Here is a 16,028-nt window from a genome sequence, read left to right as displayed (position 1 = left end):
GTTATCAGATGGGCTGTGATATCCGTGACAGAAGACCAATTGGACCGCATCGACAGAAACATCCTGTCGGCGCTGGCGCGCGACGGGCGGCTGTCCATGTCGGAACTGGCCGGCAAGGTCGGCCTGTCGAAGACGCCGGTGCAGGCGCGGGTGAAGCGCCTGGAGAAGGACGGCTATATCAGGGGCTATCAGGCGATCATCGATCGCGAGCGCATGGGCGAAGGCCATGTCGCCTTCGTCCAGGTCAAACTGTCGGACACGCGCTCGGCCGCGCTCGATGCTTTCAACCGTGCGGTGCAGGCCGTGCCGGAGATCGAGCAGTGCCACATGATGGCGTCGAGCTTCGATTATCTCCTGAAAGTCCGTACCACCGACATCGCCGCCTATCGCCGCGTGCTCGGCGAGCGCATCTCGGCACTGCCGCATGTTGCGCAGACCTCGACCTTCGTGGCCATGGAGACGGTGAAGGATCGCTAGCTCACTCCGACAGCGTCTTCAAAAACGCCACCAGCGCCGCGCGTTCGCGGTCCGACAGTTGCAACGGGTGCACTTCGGAGGTGCCTTCAACGGCCGCCTCCGCCTTCGCGTAGTGCGCCACCACCTCCTCCAGCGTGGAGAACTGTCCGGCATGCATATAGGGCGGCCGTGTCGCCGCGCCCCGCAGCGACGGCGTCTTGTAGGCGAGCATCAGTTCGGGTGCTGCCTTGACGATGAAGCGCAGTTCTCCGCAGGCGCCGGCGTCGCCATCGCGGAAGGCGCCGAAGCAGTTGAATGGGTCGGCCTGAACCTGGGCCACCGCATCGAAACGGCCGCGATCCAATGGCAAATCCCTGACCGGCCGCACGCCGGTGTTGTGGAAAGCGTTGTCGGTGAAGCGCGGGCCGTTATGGCAGGTGACGCAATTGGCCTTGCCGATGAACAGTTTCAGCCCGAGCATCTCCTCCTGCGAAAAGGCATCGTCGGCTTTCGGCTTGGCGCCTGACGCAAGATCGATGGCAAAGCGGTCAAAGCGCGTCTGTGCCGGTTCGACCGACCGTTCGAAGGCGGCGATCGCCTTGCCGATGTTGGAAAAGACGCGGTTGACGTCGTCCATTTGGGCCGCGGTCATTGCCTTCCATGCCGCCTGCTCGGCCTCATTGCCGAGCGGGCTGGCGTTGGCCGGCACGGCGGAAAGATCCGGCAGTGGCCCGAAGATGCGCTCGTAGCGCGCACCAAAGCGCTTCTGGATGTAATGGGCGAAGGCGGCGCGGTTTCCCGCCTGCTCGAGCGGATTTTCCAGCGGCGTCAGCGCCTGCGCCCACAGGCTGTCGCGCCGCCCATCCCAGAAGAACCACGGATTGCGGGCAATGCCGGCCAGCGGCATCGAGCGCCTGTTGGTTCGGCCGACGCCGACGGATTGCGGCAGGTCATCCTGGAACTGCCGGTCGATCTTGTGGCAGGTCGAGCAGGATACGTTACCGTCACGGCTCATGCCCTGGTCGAAGAACAGAGTGGAGCCTAGGGCGGCGGCGGCTGGCACGTCGGCGAAGCGGTTGGTGGTGTCGGGTTTGAGCGCCGGCAAGGTGTTCAGCGCCAGCGAGGCGATGGTCTTCTTCTCGGCATCGGAAAAATCCGGTTTGCCGCAGCCGGCAACGAGCACGACCGCCGCCAATGCCAGAAGGCGCAACAGGCCGTTCATCCGCTCACAGCACCACGTTGAAGACGACCGTGTCGGAACCGGCCGCCGCCGAAATGGCGAAGCGCAACTGCCACACGCCGCTCATGGTGAATTTCAGCCCCTCGATCCTGTAGCGCCCCTCGCCAAGATAATCGGTCGCCTGCGGACTGGTCGGCAAGCCGTGATTGTGCTGCGGCATGCCGCCGGACACCGAGATCGCCGCACCTTCCACGGAATCGCCCTTGACCGTCTTCAGGGTCAGCAACCAGGATTGCAGTTCGCCTTGCCGGATAACGCCGCGTTCCGGCTGAATGCTGGCGACAAACAAGCCGTTCGCCGTCTTCTTCGAGCGCGAAATATCCGGGCCCGGCGCCGACTGCGGCGCGGTCAGATAGACGATCACCAATATGCCAGCCAGCAAGGCGGCCAGACCAACGCCCGCAAGAAGATAACGCCATATCGATGCCAAACCGGTTCCTCTTCTGGGCATAACGTCTCGGGAAGCAATTCGCTTCCCGCCGCTTCTGTGGGAAAAGGCTTCTGGCGCAAAAAACCGCCGCCGCCAAGCATGGCGCTGCCGGCCGCAAAAAGCTACAGCAGCGAACTGATCCGGAGACAGATACATGGCAGCAGACGGCGTCGCTTCGATCGGTGAATGCATGCTCGAACTGTCCGGCCAGGCCGGGCCGAACTGGCGCATGGGCTTTGCCGGCGACACGTTCAACACGCTGTGGGCGCTGCATGCGCTGAGCGGCGAGCGGCCGGCGACCTATGTCTCGGCCTTCGGCGACGATCCCTTCTCGCAGGGCCAGATTTCGTTCTTCGCCGAAAACGGCATCGACATCGGCGCCAGCCCGGTCATCCCAGGCGCGCGGCCCGGCCTCTACGCCATCACCTTGACCGGCGCCGAACGCGCCTTCACCTATTGGCGCAGCGACGCGGCGGCTAGGCGGCTTGCCTCGGACCCGGCCGCCTTGGCAAAAAGCCTTGAAAACCAGGCGCTTGTGTATTTTTCCGGAATCACTTTGGCAATTCTGGATGCCGCCGCGCGCAAGACGTTGCTGGCAGAAGTGGCCAAGGCGCGGGCTGCCGGTTCGCTCGTCGCCTTCGACCCCAACTACCGGCCGCGCCTGTGGCAGAGCCGCGAGGAGGCGCAAGCCGCGATCCTCGACGCGCTTGCCGTCGCCGACATCGCGCTGCCGACCTTTCCCGACGAGCAGATGCTGTTTGGCGACTCGGCACCGCAAGGGACCGCCGAACGGTTTGGAAAACTGGTCGGCGAAGTCGTCGTCAAGAATGGCGAGGAACCAGCGCTGATCGCCGCTGGCGGAGCCCTGCGGCTGGTTCCCGCCCAGCATGTCGCCACCCCGGTCGACACCACCGGCGCCGGCGATTCCTTCAATGGCGGCTATCTCGCCGCCCGGCTTGCCGGCCATGCCCCGGCGGATGCCGTGCAGCGCGCGCATCGCGTCGCCGCCGCTGTCGTCCAGGTGCGAGGCGCGCTGGCGCCCTTCGAGGTTCTAAGAACCGCTTTCGAGGGCTAATACCTTAGGGAAGCCTGAAACGATATTCCGTCACCTGATGATAGATCTGGCCCGGCCACAGCGTGGCCTGTGGGAAATAGGGCCGGTTCGGCGCGTCGGGCCAGGTCTGCGCTTCCAGGCAAAAGCCGGAAAACGCCTCGTAGCGCCGTCCGTCCAGGCCGCCCGAGGTCGGCGCGACATACTGGCCGGTGTAAAGCTGCAGGCCGGGCTCTGTGGTCCAGACTTCCATCTCGACGCCTGAATTGGCGCCTTGCGCCCACGCCACCTGGTGAAGTGGGCCCCGGGCTGACGCCAGGCAGAAATTGACGTCGTAGGGAAGCTGCTCGCCTTCCGTTTCCATGCGCAGCGGCCGCGCCTGGCGGAAGTCGAAGGGCGTGCCGTCGACAGGTTTGACCACGCCGGTCGGGATCATTTCGCCATCGACAGGCGTATAGGCGCCGGCGTTCAGCATCAGCCGGTGGTCGAGAATGTCGCCGGCGCCGCCATCGTCGAGATTGAAATAGGAATGCTGCGCCAGATTGCACAGCGTCGGCTCCTCGCAAGTGGCGGTCAGTTCCATCGAGAGCGTGCCGGGGATCTTCAGCCGGTAGGTGCAGGTGACGTCGAGCGCGCCGGGAAAGCCCATCGTGCCCTCGGGATCGTGCAGGGTCAGCGTGACAAAATCCCGGCCGTGCAGCGAAACCGTCCACGGCCGGTGGAAGAAGCCCTCCGAGCCGCCATGCAGCGTGTGCTTGCCGAGGAAATTGCGCTCAGTCTGGTAGCGCTGGCCGGCAATGGTGAAGCGGCCGTCGCGGATGCGGTTGGCATAGCGGCCGACGACCGCGCCGAAGAAGGCCCGGTCGGTCTCGTAAGGTTCGAAGCGGTCGTAGCCCAGCACCAGCGGCGCGTCGTGACCGGCGAGCCGCAGATCCTGGATGATTGCGCCGAGCCCGATGATGTTGGCGCTGACGCCGCCGCCCCGGATGGTGAAACGGCGAACGGGTTCGCCTGCCTGCGTCGTGCCGAAGACTTCGCCGTCCTTCATCGCTATGTCCAAATGCTAATTCGTCGATCTATCGACTTAGAGCAATTCCAGGAAAAGTGTGAAACGGTTTTCCGTCCGGAATTGCAAAAAACAAAGAACTGGAGCGGTTCGGCGTTTCCGTGAAACGCTGAACCGCTCCAGTCCGGCTGAATGTCGTCTGGCAAGGGCCGGCCCGCGGCCTGCCGTGCCCGTCAATGATTTAAGAGGCCGAGACCCCCGATGCAGACATATTTGGTGTCGAGATAGTCCTCGATGCCCTGATGTCCGCCTTCCTTGCCGAGGCCCGATTCCTTGACGCCGCCGAACGGCGCTTCCGGCGTGGTGATCAGGCCTTCATTGACGCCGACCATGCCGTATTTCAGGCCTTCCATGACCCGGAAGGCGCGGCCGAGATCGCCGGTGTAGAAATAGGCGGCCAGGCCGAACTCGGTGTCGTTGGCAAGCGCAATGGCTTCCTCTTCGGTCTCGAACTTGAACACCGGGGCGATCGGGCCAAAAATCTCTTCCTTCATGAAGCGCATGTCAGGCTTCGCATCGGCGATGACGGTCGGCTGGAAGAATGAGCCGCCAAGCGCGTGGCGCTTGCCGCCGGCAACGACCTTGCCACCCTTCGACGTGGCGTCGGCGATGAATTCCTCGACCTTCTCGACCGCCTTCACGTCGATCAGCGGTCCCTGCTGCACGCCCTCTTCCAGGCCCGAGCCAACTTTCAGCGCATTGCTGGCAGCGGCCAGCCTCTCGACAAACTTGTCGTAGATGCCGGCCTGCACCAGGAAGCGGTTGGTGCAGACGCAGGTCTGGCCTGAATTGCGGTATTTGGCGGTGATGGCGCCGGCGACGGCGCGATCCAGGTCGGCATCGTCGAAGACCAGAAACGGCGCATTGCCGCCGAGTTCCATCGAGACCTTCTTGACGGTGACGGACGACTTCTGGATCAGCAGCTTGCCGATCTCGGTCGAGCCGGTGAAGGTGATCTTCGACACCAGCGGATTGGCGCAGATCTCGTCGCCGATTTCGCCGGCAGCACCCGTCAGGATGTTGATGACGCCCTTTGGGAAGCCGACTTCCTCGGCGAGCGCGCCCCATGCAAGGCCGGAATACGGCGTCTGCGAGGCCGGCTTGACCACGGCGGTGCAGCCGGCGGCAAGCGCGGGGCCAAGCTTGCGGGCAAGCATCGAGGAGGGGAAATTCCACGGCGTGATGGCGGCAATGACGCCGACCGGCTCCTTGGTCACCAGGATGCGGCGATCGCCCCATGGCGATGGCACGACATCGCCATAGGTGCGGCGGCCTTCCTCGGCAAACCACATGATGTAGGCGGCAGCCGAACCGATCTCGCCCTTGGATTCGGCGAGCGACTTGCCCTGCTCGATGGTGAGCAGTTCGGCCAGCACATCCTGATTATCCATCATCGCGTCATGCAGCTTGCGCAACAGCTTCGAGCGCTCCAGCGCGGTCGTCTTGCGCCAGGTCTTGAAGGCTTCGCTTGCGGCTTCGATGGCGCGGCGGGTTTCCGCCTTGCCCGACTTCGGCACGGTGCCGATCTTGAGACCGGTGGCCGGGTTGTTGACGTCGACCGTTTGGCCGCTGTCGGCCTGCACCCATTCGCCATTGATGAGATTGGCCTGGCGCATGAAATGGCTGGTTTTCTGCAGCATGGTCTAGCCTCCGTTCGGCGCACTGACGGGCCGGTTTCCTGGATCTCTTGAACGAGCGTGCACAATGGCGGCGGAGCCGACACGCTGAAGCCACTGCTCTTTACCTAGGGCAAGCCCGGCAAGCAATTGCAAGATGGCATATAGGCTTTGGGCCAGCCCAACGCCAGAGAAAATTCACATGTAAATTAGTTTGGGCCGCAGCCTTGCCAAAGACCAGCCTTGCCAAAGACCAGCCTTACAGAAGACCAAGCCTACCCAAAGACATGCACCACCACCGTCAGCCAAAAGGCGGTTGTAACAACCGCGCTTGCCGTGGCGATGGTCATCTGGTTCGACGCCAGCGCCTGGCCGGTGTTGAACTGCACGGCGATGAGATAGGAATTGATGCCGGACGGCAGCGCCGCCACCACGACCGCCACTTTGGCCGTCAAGGGCGGCAGGCCAAACAGCCAGACCAGGCCGAGCACCAGCGCCGGCATCAGGAACAGTTTCAGCGTCGACAGCGCCAGCGCCGGTCGGATGTTACCGGAAATGCCGAAACGGCGCAGGCTGAGCCCCATGGCGAACAGCGCCACCGGCCCGGCGGTGTTAGCCAGCGCATCGGCCAGTCGCATGGCAAGGTTCGGCAGCGGCGCGCCGGTGAGGCGCCATGCCAGCCCGGCCAGGATGCCGATGATCAACGGATTGGTGAACAGTCTTCTCAGAAAGCTCTGGATGATGCGCAGCGGGTGTACGGGCTCGCTGCCGCCGCGGCCAAATATCTCGAACATGATGATCGAAGCCATCATCATGGTCGGCAGATGCACGGAAACGAGCAGCGACAGCACTTCGAATCCGCTGGACCCGAATACGCCGAGAACGAAGGGAATGCCCAGCAACACCACATTCGAGAAGGATGACGACACTCCACCGACGATGCCGGTGCGCGCGTCCCGCCCAAAGATCCGTGTCGTCACCAGATGGCCGGCGGCCCATGTCATTGCAACCGCCGCGAAATAAGCACCCCACAGCGACCAGGGCGCCACGCCGTGGAAATCCGAATTCACCATCGTCCGAAACAGCAGCAGCGGCATCGCGACGTTGATGGCGAATTCGGAGATGCCGTCCCCGCTGGCCGGTTTCAGATAGCCGGTGAGCCCGGTGACATAGCCGAGCGCGACGAGGCTGAAGACGAAAAGAACGGTTTCGGTGAGCGGAGACATTTTTCAGGGATAGGCGAGCCCGGATTCCAGCGCAATCGCATGATCTTCAGAAACTGATCCTCGATCCGCTCGGCGCCTGAATTTGATCATGGTCGGGTGGCAGCGCTATACAGGCTTGGGATCATCAGGGCGGACACACAGCGAATGGTTGCGACGCCGAAACAGCGTCATTTCAGACAGGCGTGGCTGACGGCTTTCGTCGCCGGGCTGTTTTGCCTTGCCGCGACGGTGCTTGCGGTTGCGGAGACCAAAAGTCTCAAGGGCGTGGCGCTGATCATCGGCCAGTCGAAATACGAACACATCGCAGCCCTTGCCAACCCGGCCAACGACGCCCGCGACATGGCCAAGATGCTGACCGACCTCGGCTTCGACGCCCGCAACGTCACCGATCGCGATGCCGCCAAGCTGAAGCGCGATCTCGATCGGTTTGTCGAGGACGCCGAAGGCGCCGACGTCGCCTTCATCTATTATTCCGGCCACGGCATCGAGGCGGGCGGCGAGAACTATCTGGTGCCGGTCGACGCCGACGTCTCGTCGCTGAAAAATGCCGGTGAGGCGCTGGTGCCGATTTCAGCCGTCATGGACGAGCTGAAAAGGACCGTGCCGGTGACGATCGTGCTGCTTGACGCCTGCCGCACCAACCCGTTTCCGCCGGACGCGGTCGTGCGACGCGGGCCGACGGCTTCCGCCGAGCCTGTCGGCGCCGGCGGGCTGGAACCGGTGCGCGGCGCCAAGGCGCTTGCCAGTGCCTCAGTGGATGATGCCAGCCTGGGAACCGTGGTCGGCTTCGCCGCCGAGCCGGGTCGTCCGGCGCTCGATGGCGCCGCGGGCGAAAACAGCCCTTATGCATCCGCCCTGCTGCGCCACCTCACGGCGATGAAAGGCACCGAGTTCGGCTCGGTCATGCGCATGGTCACCGAGGAAGTCTATCTCGACACCAAGGCAAAGCAGCGCCCCTGGGTCAGCGAGAGCCTGCGTCGCCTGCTCTATTTCGGCGTCGCGCCGCCGGAACAGACCGGCGACGACGGGCTGATCACCGGTGAGCGGCGGCAATTGCTGCTGACCATTTCCGACCTGCCCGATCCCAAACGGGCTCAGGTCGAGTTGGCTTCTCTCCAGGACGGCGTGCCCCTTGACGCGCTCTACGGCGTGCTCAAGGCGCTCGGCACGGAAAAGATCCCTGAGGATCCCAACGACCTGCAGAAGGTGCTGGACAGCCAGGCTGAGCGTCTGAAGAAGATGATGGCCGAGCGCGCCGCATTACGCACCGACGATCCCGAGATCAGTCGCCTGGTCGCATCCGCCGACAAGGCCATAGGCCAGGGCGCCATGGTGACGGCGCGCAAATTCCTCGACGACGCGGTCGGCCGGATCGAGGAAAACAGCGGTGCGGTGGACGAGGCCGAGGACCTGCTCCGGCAAAAGCGCATCGCCGACGCCGCCATCTATGCCAAACGCGCCGACGCCGCCGCGCTGGTCTTCGACTACAAATCCGCCGCCAACGACTATGCCAAGGCGTATTCGCTGGTCGAGAAGTGGGACGAAAAGCTGCGCTGGAACTACAAGAACCAGGAGGCCGAGGCGCTGAACGCTTATGGCTACGCCACCGGCGACCTCGATGCACTACAACAGTCCATCGAGGCCTATCATGTCATCTTGAACTTCATTCCCAATGGCGAACAGAACCGCGATTGGGCAATCACTCGCAACAACATGGCGGTCGTGCTGCAAACCATCGGCGAACGCGAAACCGAGACCGCGCATCTGGAAGAGGCAGCGCAGATCTTCCGCGGTTCGCTTGCCGTTTTCGAGCGCGAGAAAGATGATCGCAACTGGGCCGCTGCGCAGAACAACCTGGCCAATGTGCTTCTGAAGATCGGCGAACGCGAGAGCGACCCGAAGCGTCTCAATGAAGCGGTGGCGGCGACGCGCGCCACCCTTGAGAAGCGCCCGCGCGACAAGCTGCCTTTGGACTGGGCCTCTTCGCAGAACAATCTTGGCCTCGCCCTCTATGCGCTCTCCGAACGCGAACCCACCGGCGAGCATCTTAAGCAGGCCGAAGCCGCCTACCGGCTGGCGCTTGAGGAATACACGCGCGAAAAAACGCCGGTAGAATGGGCGATGATCGAGAACAATCTCGGCAACACGCTGGTCACCTTTGGCATCCAGCTCAACGATAAGGCCAAGATCAATGAGGCGGCCAACGCTTTCCGCGCCGCGCTGGAAGTGCGAACCCGCGAAACCTTCCCGGTGTCCTGGGCGACCAGCCGCCTCAACCTGGGCAATGCGCTGAGCGGTATCGCCCGCTTCGATATGGGCACGGCTACGCTGGAAGAAGCTGCAGCTGCCTACAACGACGCTCTGACGGTGTTTACCCGCAAGCGCTTCCCGATGGACTGGGCGTCAGCCCAGAACAATCTTGGATCGATCTATCAGACCCTTGGTCAGCGCACCCGTGATGCGGCCAAGCTGGAACAGTCGGCGGCAGCCTTCCAGGCGGCACGGCAGGTCTATGTCAGGCGGAAGTTCCCGCAGGACTGGGCGATGAGCTACTACAATCTCGGCAACACGCTGCAGCTTCTCGGCGGCGTCACCGACAAGCCCGAGCATTACAGCGAGGCGGTCGACGCCTACGGCAATGCGTTGCGCGAGTACAAGCGCGAGACGAACCCGCGGCAATGGGCAATGGCCCAGGCCGGCCTGGGCTCGACGCTGCACTGGTTGAGCATGAGCAATGGCGATGCCAAGACCCTGCAGGATTCGATTGCGGCGCGGCGGGCAGCGCTCGAAATACTCACCATCGAGGCCGCGCCGGTCGACTGGGCCAACGCTCAAAATGGCATCGGTATGAGCCTGCTCAACCTCGGCAATCTCCAGCGGACCGACAAATATCTCAACGACGCCGAAGCGGCGTTCACGGCGGCGCTGAAGGTGTTTACGCGCGAAAGTCAGCCGCTGCAGTGGGCCTTCGAGCAGAACAATATCGGCGACGTCCACTGGAACCGCGCCAGCTATGGCGCGGGCAAGCCGGAATATCTCAAGGCGATCGAATTCTTCGAGAACGCCAAGCAGGGCTTCACCGAAGCCGGCTACACGATCCCTATCCCGCTCACCGATCAGAAGATCGAGCTGGCGAAGAAGCAAATGGCGAAAATGTGAAGCGAACCGAGGGTTCGCCTTTCGCTTGTCTTTGTGCCGGCTTTCCGATCCCTATATCAGAATGACCGGAGCGGCATCCGGCTCCCGGAAAGGTTTCGATGATTCGATTTGTGCTGTCGCTGTTCCTGCTTGCTGTTCCCGCCGTCGCCCACGCGACCGACGCCGGCTGGGCGCTGCTGCGTGACGGCGGCCATGTCGTGCTGCTTCGCCACGCACTGGTCACCGGCACCACCGACCCCGCCAATTTCGTCATCGACAACTGTGCCACCCAGGTCAATCTATCGGCGCGCGGCAAGCAGCAGGCGAGCAAGATCGGCGCGCTGTTCGGCGCCCGCGCCGCCCCCATCGAGCGGGTGCTGTCCAGCCGATATTGCCGCTGCCTCGACACTGCCCGCATCGCCTTCGAAGCGGAGCCGGAGCTTTTTGCGCCGCTCGACCTCCTGAGGAGCGATCCGACCGAGAAGGCCGCGCAGCTCGACGCGGTGATGAAGGAAATCCGCGCCTACACCGGTTCCGACAATCTGGTCATGGTCACGCATCTCGAAAACATCGTCGCGCTGACCGGCGTCTCGCCGCGCGAGGGCGAAGCGGTGGTGGTCGAGCCGCAGGGCGATGGCTTGCGCGTGCTCGGCCGCGTCACGTTCTGAGAAAGCCAGTGGTCAAGCTCCCTAAAAACTGATCTGACGTAACGTCAACTGGAAGGGCCGCCGGCTTGTCGGGCAGCCCTTCTTGTCTTTATGGGAAGGCCATACCATCTGCGCCCCGCGCATCAGGCCTTTTCCTGCCGGGAAAAACCGATTAGACAGCGCCCAAACCAGATGCGGACAGATTCCGCCCGCAACCGAAGGAAGAGCCCTTGTCCACCACGTTCGACAAAGTCGCCAAGATCATTGCCGACACCAGCGAGATCGATATCGACACCATCACTCCCGAGAGCCACACGATCGACGATCTCGGCATCGACAGTCTCGATTTCCTCGATATCGTCTTTGCCATCGACAAGGAATTCGGCATCAAGGTGCCGCTGGAAAAGTGGACCCAGGAAGTCAATGACGGCAAGGCTTCGACCGACGATTACTTCGTCATGAAGAACCTGTGCGCCAAGATCGACGCGCTGGTCGCCGCCAAGACCGCCTGATATCGGCTGGCGCGCGGCCTTGACGGGCTGCGCCGCCTGACCCACAAAGCCGCTCATGAGCAGCCCTCGCGACGTCGTCATCACCGGTATCGGCCTTGTCTCCTCGCTGGGAGAGGGTCCGGATACCCACTGGCAGAAGCTGGCGCAGCCCGGCCTGCAGCCGGTGCTCGAATCCGCGCGCTTTGCGCCCTACACCGTGCATCCCCTGCCGGAGATCGACTGGAACCTGCAGATCGCCAAGCGCGGCGACCAGCGGCAGATGGAAACATGGCAGAGGCTGGGCACCTATGCCGCCGGCATGGCGCTGGACGACGCCGGCATCAAGGGCAATGACGAGCTCTGCACGACCATGGACATGGTTGTCGCTGCCGGCGGCGGCGAGCGAGACGAGGCGGTCGATGCCGCCATCCTCGCAGCGTCCGAGAGCCGCAACGACCGCGACGTGCTGCTCAACGAGAAACTGACCACCGAATTGCGGCCGACGCTTTTCCTGGCCCAGCTCTCCAATCTGCTCGCCGGCAACATCTCCATCGTCCACAAGGTGACGGGATCGTCGAGGACCTTCATGGGCGAGGAAGGTGCCGGCGTCGCCGCCGTCGAGACCGCCGCCGCGCGCATCCGCTCCGGACAGTCGACGCACATACTGGTCGGCGGCGCCTTCCAGACCGAACATTCCGACATGCTGCTCGGTTATGAGCTGGCCGGTTATCTGCATCGCGGCCCATGGAAGCCGGTCTGGCAGAGACAGGGCGCCGAGGGCGGCGGCCTGGTCTCCGGCTCCGGCGGCGCCTTCCTGGTGCTGGAGCAGCGCGAACACGCGCAAAGGCGTGGGCGGAAAATCTATGCCGAGCTCGGACCGGTCGTCTCAGGCCGCGCCCGGCGCTCGCGCGGCGAGCTTGACGCCGAGATCGCGGCATTGCTCAAACAGGCGGCTCTCCCGAACGGCAAGTTGCTGGCCCTGTCGGGCGCATCCGGGGCGCATACCGCAACGTCAGCCGAAAAGTCAGCGCTGGATGCCAATCCGGCGATATCGGCGCGCGGCTTCGCCACGCTGACCGGGCATATGAAGGAAGCGCAGTTTCCATTCGCGGTCGCCCTCGCCGCCCTGGCCGTCGACCGCAAGGCCGCCTACCCCGTATTCGACGCCGCGGCCGAGAAGCCGTTCGAAGGCATTCCCGAAACCGTGCTCGCAACGGCGATCGGCTATCACCAATTCGAGGGCATGGCGCTGGTCAACGCTGCTTGAAGCAGCGCTGCGCGATCGTGCTGCAAAGTTAAGAGGTTCCGGATGGCCAATCTCAGAGATCACATGGGCAGGCCGATCGTCGCCGTCACCGGCATCGGCGTGGTAACGTCGCTCGGCATCGGCAAGGCCGATAACTGGGCGGCACTGACCTCCGGCACATCGGGCATCCACCCGATCACCCGCTTTCCCGTCGACCACCTCAACACCCGCATCTCCGGCATGGTCGATTTCCTCGACTCAAGCTCCAAAGGCGCCAGCCTGCTGACCTACGAACTGGCCGAAACCGCCGCGAATGAGGCCGTGGCCGAATCCGGCCTCGATTCCTCTGATTTTGGCGGGCCTCTGTTCCTCGCCTCGCCGCCGGTCGAACTCGACTGGCACGACCGCTTCGCGCTCTACAATTCCGACGGCCAGGGCGCCGGCGCCGAAAGGCTGCTCAGGGTGGCGCGCGGGCTGAGGGAAACGGATACGTTCGCAACCACGCAGTTCGGAGCGATCGCCGACCGGCTGGCCGACCGCTTTGGCACGCGTGGCCTGCCGATCACGCTGTCGACGGCCTGCGCTTCGGGCGCCACCGCCATCCAGCTCGGCGTCGAGGCGATCCGCCGCGGCGAATGCGACCGGGCGCTGTCCATCGGCGCCGACGGTTCGGCAACCGCCGAGGCGCTGATCCGCTTTTCGCTGCTCTCGGCGCTGTCGACCCACAATGACATCCCTGAAAAGGCGTCAAAACCCTTCTCCAAGGACCGCGACGGCTTTGTGCTGGCGGAAGGCTCCGGCGCTCTGGTGCTGGAATCGCTTGAGGCAGCCCTTGCCCGGGGCGCCAGCGTTCTCGGCATCCTGCGCGGCTGCGGTGAAAAGGCCGACGATTTCCATCGCACCCGTTCCAAGCCCGACGGTTCGCCGGCGATCGCAGCAGTCCGCGCCGCCCTTGCCGATGCCGGCCTGAGCAAGGACGAGATCGACTACGTCAACGCTCACGGCACCTCGACACCGGAAAACGACAAGATGGAGCATCTGTCGCTGTCGACCGTGTTCGGCCATCGCATCGGCTCGATGCCGGTCTCGTCGAACAAGTCGATGATCGGCCACACGCTGTCGGCGGCGGGTGCTGTCGAAGCGGCGTTTTCGCTGATGACCATGCGCGAAAGCGTGATTCCGCCGACCATCAACTACGACAATCCCGACCCGGCAATCGTGCTCGACGTGGTGCCCAACAAGAAGCGCAATGCCGAAGTCGGCACCGTGCTCTCGAACTCGTTCGGCTTCGGCGGCCAGAACACCTGCCTTGTCATGGCGCGGGAACCGGTCTAAGCGACCTTTTTCAGCCAGACTGAACTGACAGGCCCCATGCGCGCACTGCAACTTATCGAGGACCGCCGTCTTGAAACGGTGGACCTGCCGCCCCCGCCGCCCCCCGCATTGGGCGAAGTCACGCTGCGCATCAAGGCGGTGGCGCTGAACCATATCGACGTCTGGGGCTGGCGTGGGATGGCCTTCGCCAAGCGTAAGCTGCCGCTGGTCATCGGCGCCGAGGCCTCCGGCGAGGTCGAGGCTGTCGGCCCCGGCGTCTCCAGCCTGCTGCCCGGACAATTGGTGTCGATCTACGGCGCGCGCACCTGCGGCCTTTGCCGCGCCTGCCGCGAAGGCCGTGACAATCTCTGCGAACATGTCTCGGGCGTCCACGGCTTCCATCTCGACGGCTTTGCGCAGGAGAAGATCAACCTGCCGGCGCGCCTGCTGGTCCCTGCTCCTCCCGGCGTGAGCGATGTCGGCGCGGCTGTCGCACCCGTTACCTTCGGCACCGTCGAGCACATGCTGTTCGACAATGCCAAGCTGCAGCCCGGCGAAACCATCCTCATCCATGCCGGGGGCTCCGGCATCGGCTCGGCGGCGATCCAGCTGGCCAAGCGCATGGGTTGCACCATCATCACCACGGTCGGCTCCAACGACAAGATCGACAAGGCCAAGGCGCTCGGAGCCGACCATGTCATCAACTACCGCGACGATCGTTTCGAAGGCGTCGTGCGCAAGCTCACCAGGAAGAAGGGCGTCGATGTCGTGTTCGAACATGTCGGCGCCGACACCTTTGCCGCCTCGATGCTGTGCCTCAAGCGCGGCGGCCGCCTCGTTACCTGCGGCTCGACCTCCGGCGTGTCGACCCAGATCAATCTGATGCAGCTGTTCCAGCAGCAGCTGAAGCTGCTCGGGTCCTTCGGCTGCCGCATGGAGAACATGGCCAACGCCATGCAGAAGATGGCGGCGGGAAAGGTAGCACCTGTTATCGACACCGAGGTCGGCTTCGACGGCATCGACCCCGCGCTGAAGCGCATGGAAGGCCGCGACGTGTTCGGCAAGATCATCCTGCGCGTTTCTTAGGACTATGGTCGGCAAGGTGTTCAAGAAAGCCCGCCGGGACTTCATGTTCCGCTATGGCAGGCGGCTGCGCCAGATGGAGCACTGGCTGGTTGCGCGTGCGGCGATGACGATCATTTCGCTGCTGCGCCTTTTGCCCGCCGACAGCGCGCTCAATTTTGCCGACCGCGCCGCACGCCGCATCGGTCCGCGGGTCGGGCGCCACCGTGTCGCCATCAACAATCTGCGCCTTGCCTATCCCGAAAAGAGCGATGTCGAGATCGAGGCCATCGCCTCCGACATGTGGGGCAACATGGCCCGGCTCGCCGCCGAATACATCTTTCTTGACGCGCTCTTCGATTATGATCCGAACGCAGCGACGCCCGGCCGCGTCGAAGTCGGTGGCGCCGATCATTTCCATCAGATAGCTGGCGAGGACAAACCGCATATCCTGTTCACCGGCCATCTCGGCAATTTCGAGCTGCTGCCCGTGGCAGCCGCGACGTTCGGCATGAAGATCACGGCGCTGTTTCGTCCGCCCAACAATCCTTACCTCGCCGATTACATCCATTCGACACGGCGTTCGAGCATGGGCGCCTTGCTGCCGTCTTCGACCGGCGCCTCCTTTGCGCTGGCGTCGATTCTGGAGAAAGGCGGCAATATCGGCGTTTTGGTCGACCAGAAATTCTCCAGCGGACTGGAGACGATCTTCTTTAATCGCCCATGCCAGAGCAATCCGGTTCTGGGCATGCTCGCCCGCCACTATGATTGCGACGTCTATCCGGCGCGATGCGTGCGACTGCCGGGAAATCGCTTCCGCCTCGAGATCGAGGACAAGCTGACCTTGCCGCGCAATGAAAGCGGCAGCGTCGATGTCGCGGCCACCACCCAACTGCTCGCCAACGTGGTCGAGCGCTGGGTGCGCGAAGATCCGGGACAGTGGATGTGGTTCCACAAAAGGTGGGAAATCTCAGGCCGGCGTCGCCGCCGGCGTGGACAGGCCAACGCCACCGGCCAGGGGCAGCGTCAATCTTAAGTTGTCGAA

Annotated in this window: 14 protein-coding genes; 9 read left to right on the top strand and 5 right to left on the bottom strand. The window is 63.7% G+C overall.

All coding sequences use genetic code 11. The annotated features are described in order from the left end of the window. Positions 1-24 precede the first annotated feature (24 nt). Positions 25-477, top strand: coding sequence for an Lrp/AsnC family transcriptional regulator (locus NKI88_RS02550; protein ID WP_023681737.1), 453 nt, complete (start codon positions 25-27; stop codon positions 475-477). Between the two features lies 1 nt (position 478). Here NKI88_RS02550 and NKI88_RS02545 read toward each other — a convergent pair whose 3' ends face one another. Together NKI88_RS02545 and NKI88_RS02540 are read right to left on the bottom strand one after the other, a co-directional pair. After that, on the bottom strand, positions 479-1,678 hold the full coding sequence (locus NKI88_RS02545) for a cytochrome-c peroxidase (protein WP_352653670.1): 1,200 nt from the start codon (positions 1,676-1,678) through the stop codon (positions 479-481). 4 nt (positions 1,679-1,682) lie between these two features. After that, the gene (locus NKI88_RS02540; RefSeq protein WP_352653669.1) at positions 1,683-2,318 is read right to left on the bottom strand and encodes a FixH family protein; all 636 of its coding nucleotides are present in this window, start codon (positions 2,316-2,318) and stop codon (positions 1,683-1,685) included. On the opposite strand from NKI88_RS02540, the gene NKI88_RS02535 reads away from it, so the two are divergent. Further along, complete coding sequence (locus NKI88_RS02535; RefSeq protein WP_352653668.1) at positions 2,281-3,201, top strand: sugar kinase; 921 nt, start codon at positions 2,281-2,283, stop codon at positions 3,199-3,201. The genes NKI88_RS02540 and NKI88_RS02535 overlap by 38 nt on opposite strands. A gap of 4 nt (positions 3,202-3,205) precedes the next feature. On the opposite strand, the gene NKI88_RS02530 is transcribed toward NKI88_RS02535, so the two are convergent. The 3 genes from NKI88_RS02530 to NKI88_RS02520 form a co-directional block, all read right to left on the bottom strand. Further along, positions 3,206-4,231, bottom strand: coding sequence for an aldose epimerase family protein (locus tag NKI88_RS02530; RefSeq protein ID WP_352653834.1), 1,026 nt, complete (start codon positions 4,229-4,231; stop codon positions 3,206-3,208). A gap of 185 nt (positions 4,232-4,416) precedes the next feature. Next, positions 4,417-5,883, bottom strand: coding sequence for an NAD-dependent succinate-semialdehyde dehydrogenase (locus tag NKI88_RS02525; protein ID WP_352653667.1), 1,467 nt, complete (start codon positions 5,881-5,883; stop codon positions 4,417-4,419). A gap of 251 nt (positions 5,884-6,134) precedes the next feature. Further along, positions 6,135-7,085, bottom strand: a complete 951-nt coding sequence (locus NKI88_RS02520; RefSeq protein ID WP_023681741.1) for an AEC family transporter — start codon at positions 7,083-7,085, stop codon at positions 6,135-6,137. Positions 7,086-7,229: 144 nt separating this feature from the next. Between NKI88_RS02520 and NKI88_RS02515 the strand changes: the two genes are divergently transcribed. From NKI88_RS02515 to NKI88_RS02485, 7 genes are all read left to right on the top strand, one after another. Then, the gene (locus NKI88_RS02515; protein WP_352653666.1) at positions 7,230-10,244 is read left to right on the top strand and encodes a caspase family protein; all 3,015 of its coding nucleotides are present in this window, start codon (positions 7,230-7,232) and stop codon (positions 10,242-10,244) included. A 98-nt stretch (positions 10,245-10,342) separates the two neighbouring features. Beyond that, positions 10,343-10,891, top strand: coding sequence for a histidine phosphatase family protein (locus NKI88_RS02510; protein ID WP_023670442.1), 549 nt, complete (start codon positions 10,343-10,345; stop codon positions 10,889-10,891). A gap of 209 nt (positions 10,892-11,100) precedes the next feature. Then, the gene (locus NKI88_RS02505; RefSeq protein ID WP_010909964.1) at positions 11,101-11,382 is read left to right on the top strand and encodes an acyl carrier protein; all 282 of its coding nucleotides are present in this window, start codon (positions 11,101-11,103) and stop codon (positions 11,380-11,382) included. Between the two features lie 55 nt (positions 11,383-11,437). Then, a complete protein-coding gene (locus NKI88_RS02500) occupies positions 11,438-12,628 on the top strand; it encodes a beta-ketoacyl-ACP synthase (protein WP_352653665.1) in 1,191 nt (396 codons plus the stop codon). A gap of 42 nt (positions 12,629-12,670) precedes the next feature. Next, on the top strand, positions 12,671-13,942 hold the full coding sequence (locus NKI88_RS02495; RefSeq protein ID WP_352653664.1) for a beta-ketoacyl-ACP synthase: 1,272 nt from the start codon (positions 12,671-12,673) through the stop codon (positions 13,940-13,942). Between the two features lie 36 nt (positions 13,943-13,978). Then, complete coding sequence (locus NKI88_RS02490; protein ID WP_352653663.1) at positions 13,979-15,007, top strand: zinc-binding dehydrogenase; 1,029 nt, start codon at positions 13,979-13,981, stop codon at positions 15,005-15,007. A gap of 4 nt (positions 15,008-15,011) precedes the next feature. Further along, positions 15,012-16,019: a lipid A biosynthesis lauroyl acyltransferase gene (locus NKI88_RS02485; RefSeq protein ID WP_352653662.1), complete on the top strand. Its 1,008-nt coding sequence runs from the start codon at positions 15,012-15,014 to the stop codon at positions 16,017-16,019. The last annotated feature ends 9 nt before the right edge of the window (positions 16,020-16,028 follow it).

Origin of the sequence: Mesorhizobium sp. M0317, from assembly GCF_040321555.1 — a bacterium.
Lineage (GTDB): Bacteria > Pseudomonadota > Alphaproteobacteria > Rhizobiales > Rhizobiaceae > Mesorhizobium.
Note: the sequence above shows the minus strand (reverse complement) of the source record. Positions and strands in the feature narration are given on the sequence as shown.

Excerpts from the sequence above, each read along its gene's own strand:
- NKI88_RS02545 (WP_352653670.1), bottom strand. The coding sequence starts at position 1,678 with ATGAACGGCCTGTTGCGCCTTCTGGCATTGGCGGCGGTCGTGCTCGTT.
- NKI88_RS02515 (WP_352653666.1), top strand. The coding sequence starts at position 7,230 with ATGGTTGCGACGCCGAAACAGCGTCATTTCAGACAGGCGTGGCTGACG.
- NKI88_RS02490 (WP_352653663.1), top strand. The coding sequence starts at position 13,979 with ATGCGCGCACTGCAACTTATCGAGGACCGCCGTCTTGAAACGGTGGAC.
- NKI88_RS02500 (WP_352653665.1), top strand. The coding sequence starts at position 11,438 with ATGAGCAGCCCTCGCGACGTCGTCATCACCGGTATCGGCCTTGTCTCC.
- NKI88_RS02540 (WP_352653669.1), bottom strand. The coding sequence starts at position 2,318 with ATGCATTCACCGATCGAAGCGACGCCGTCTGCTGCCATGTATCTGTCT.
- NKI88_RS02485 (WP_352653662.1), top strand. The coding sequence starts at position 15,012 with ATGGTCGGCAAGGTGTTCAAGAAAGCCCGCCGGGACTTCATGTTCCGC.
- NKI88_RS02510 (WP_023670442.1), top strand. The coding sequence starts at position 10,343 with ATGATTCGATTTGTGCTGTCGCTGTTCCTGCTTGCTGTTCCCGCCGTC.
- NKI88_RS02525 (WP_352653667.1), bottom strand. The coding sequence starts at position 5,883 with ATGCTGCAGAAAACCAGCCATTTCATGCGCCAGGCCAATCTCATCAAT.
- NKI88_RS02520 (WP_023681741.1), bottom strand. The coding sequence starts at position 7,085 with ATGTCTCCGCTCACCGAAACCGTTCTTTTCGTCTTCAGCCTCGTCGCG.
- NKI88_RS02495 (WP_352653664.1), top strand. The coding sequence starts at position 12,671 with ATGGCCAATCTCAGAGATCACATGGGCAGGCCGATCGTCGCCGTCACC.
- NKI88_RS02535 (WP_352653668.1), top strand. The coding sequence starts at position 2,281 with ATGGCAGCAGACGGCGTCGCTTCGATCGGTGAATGCATGCTCGAACTG.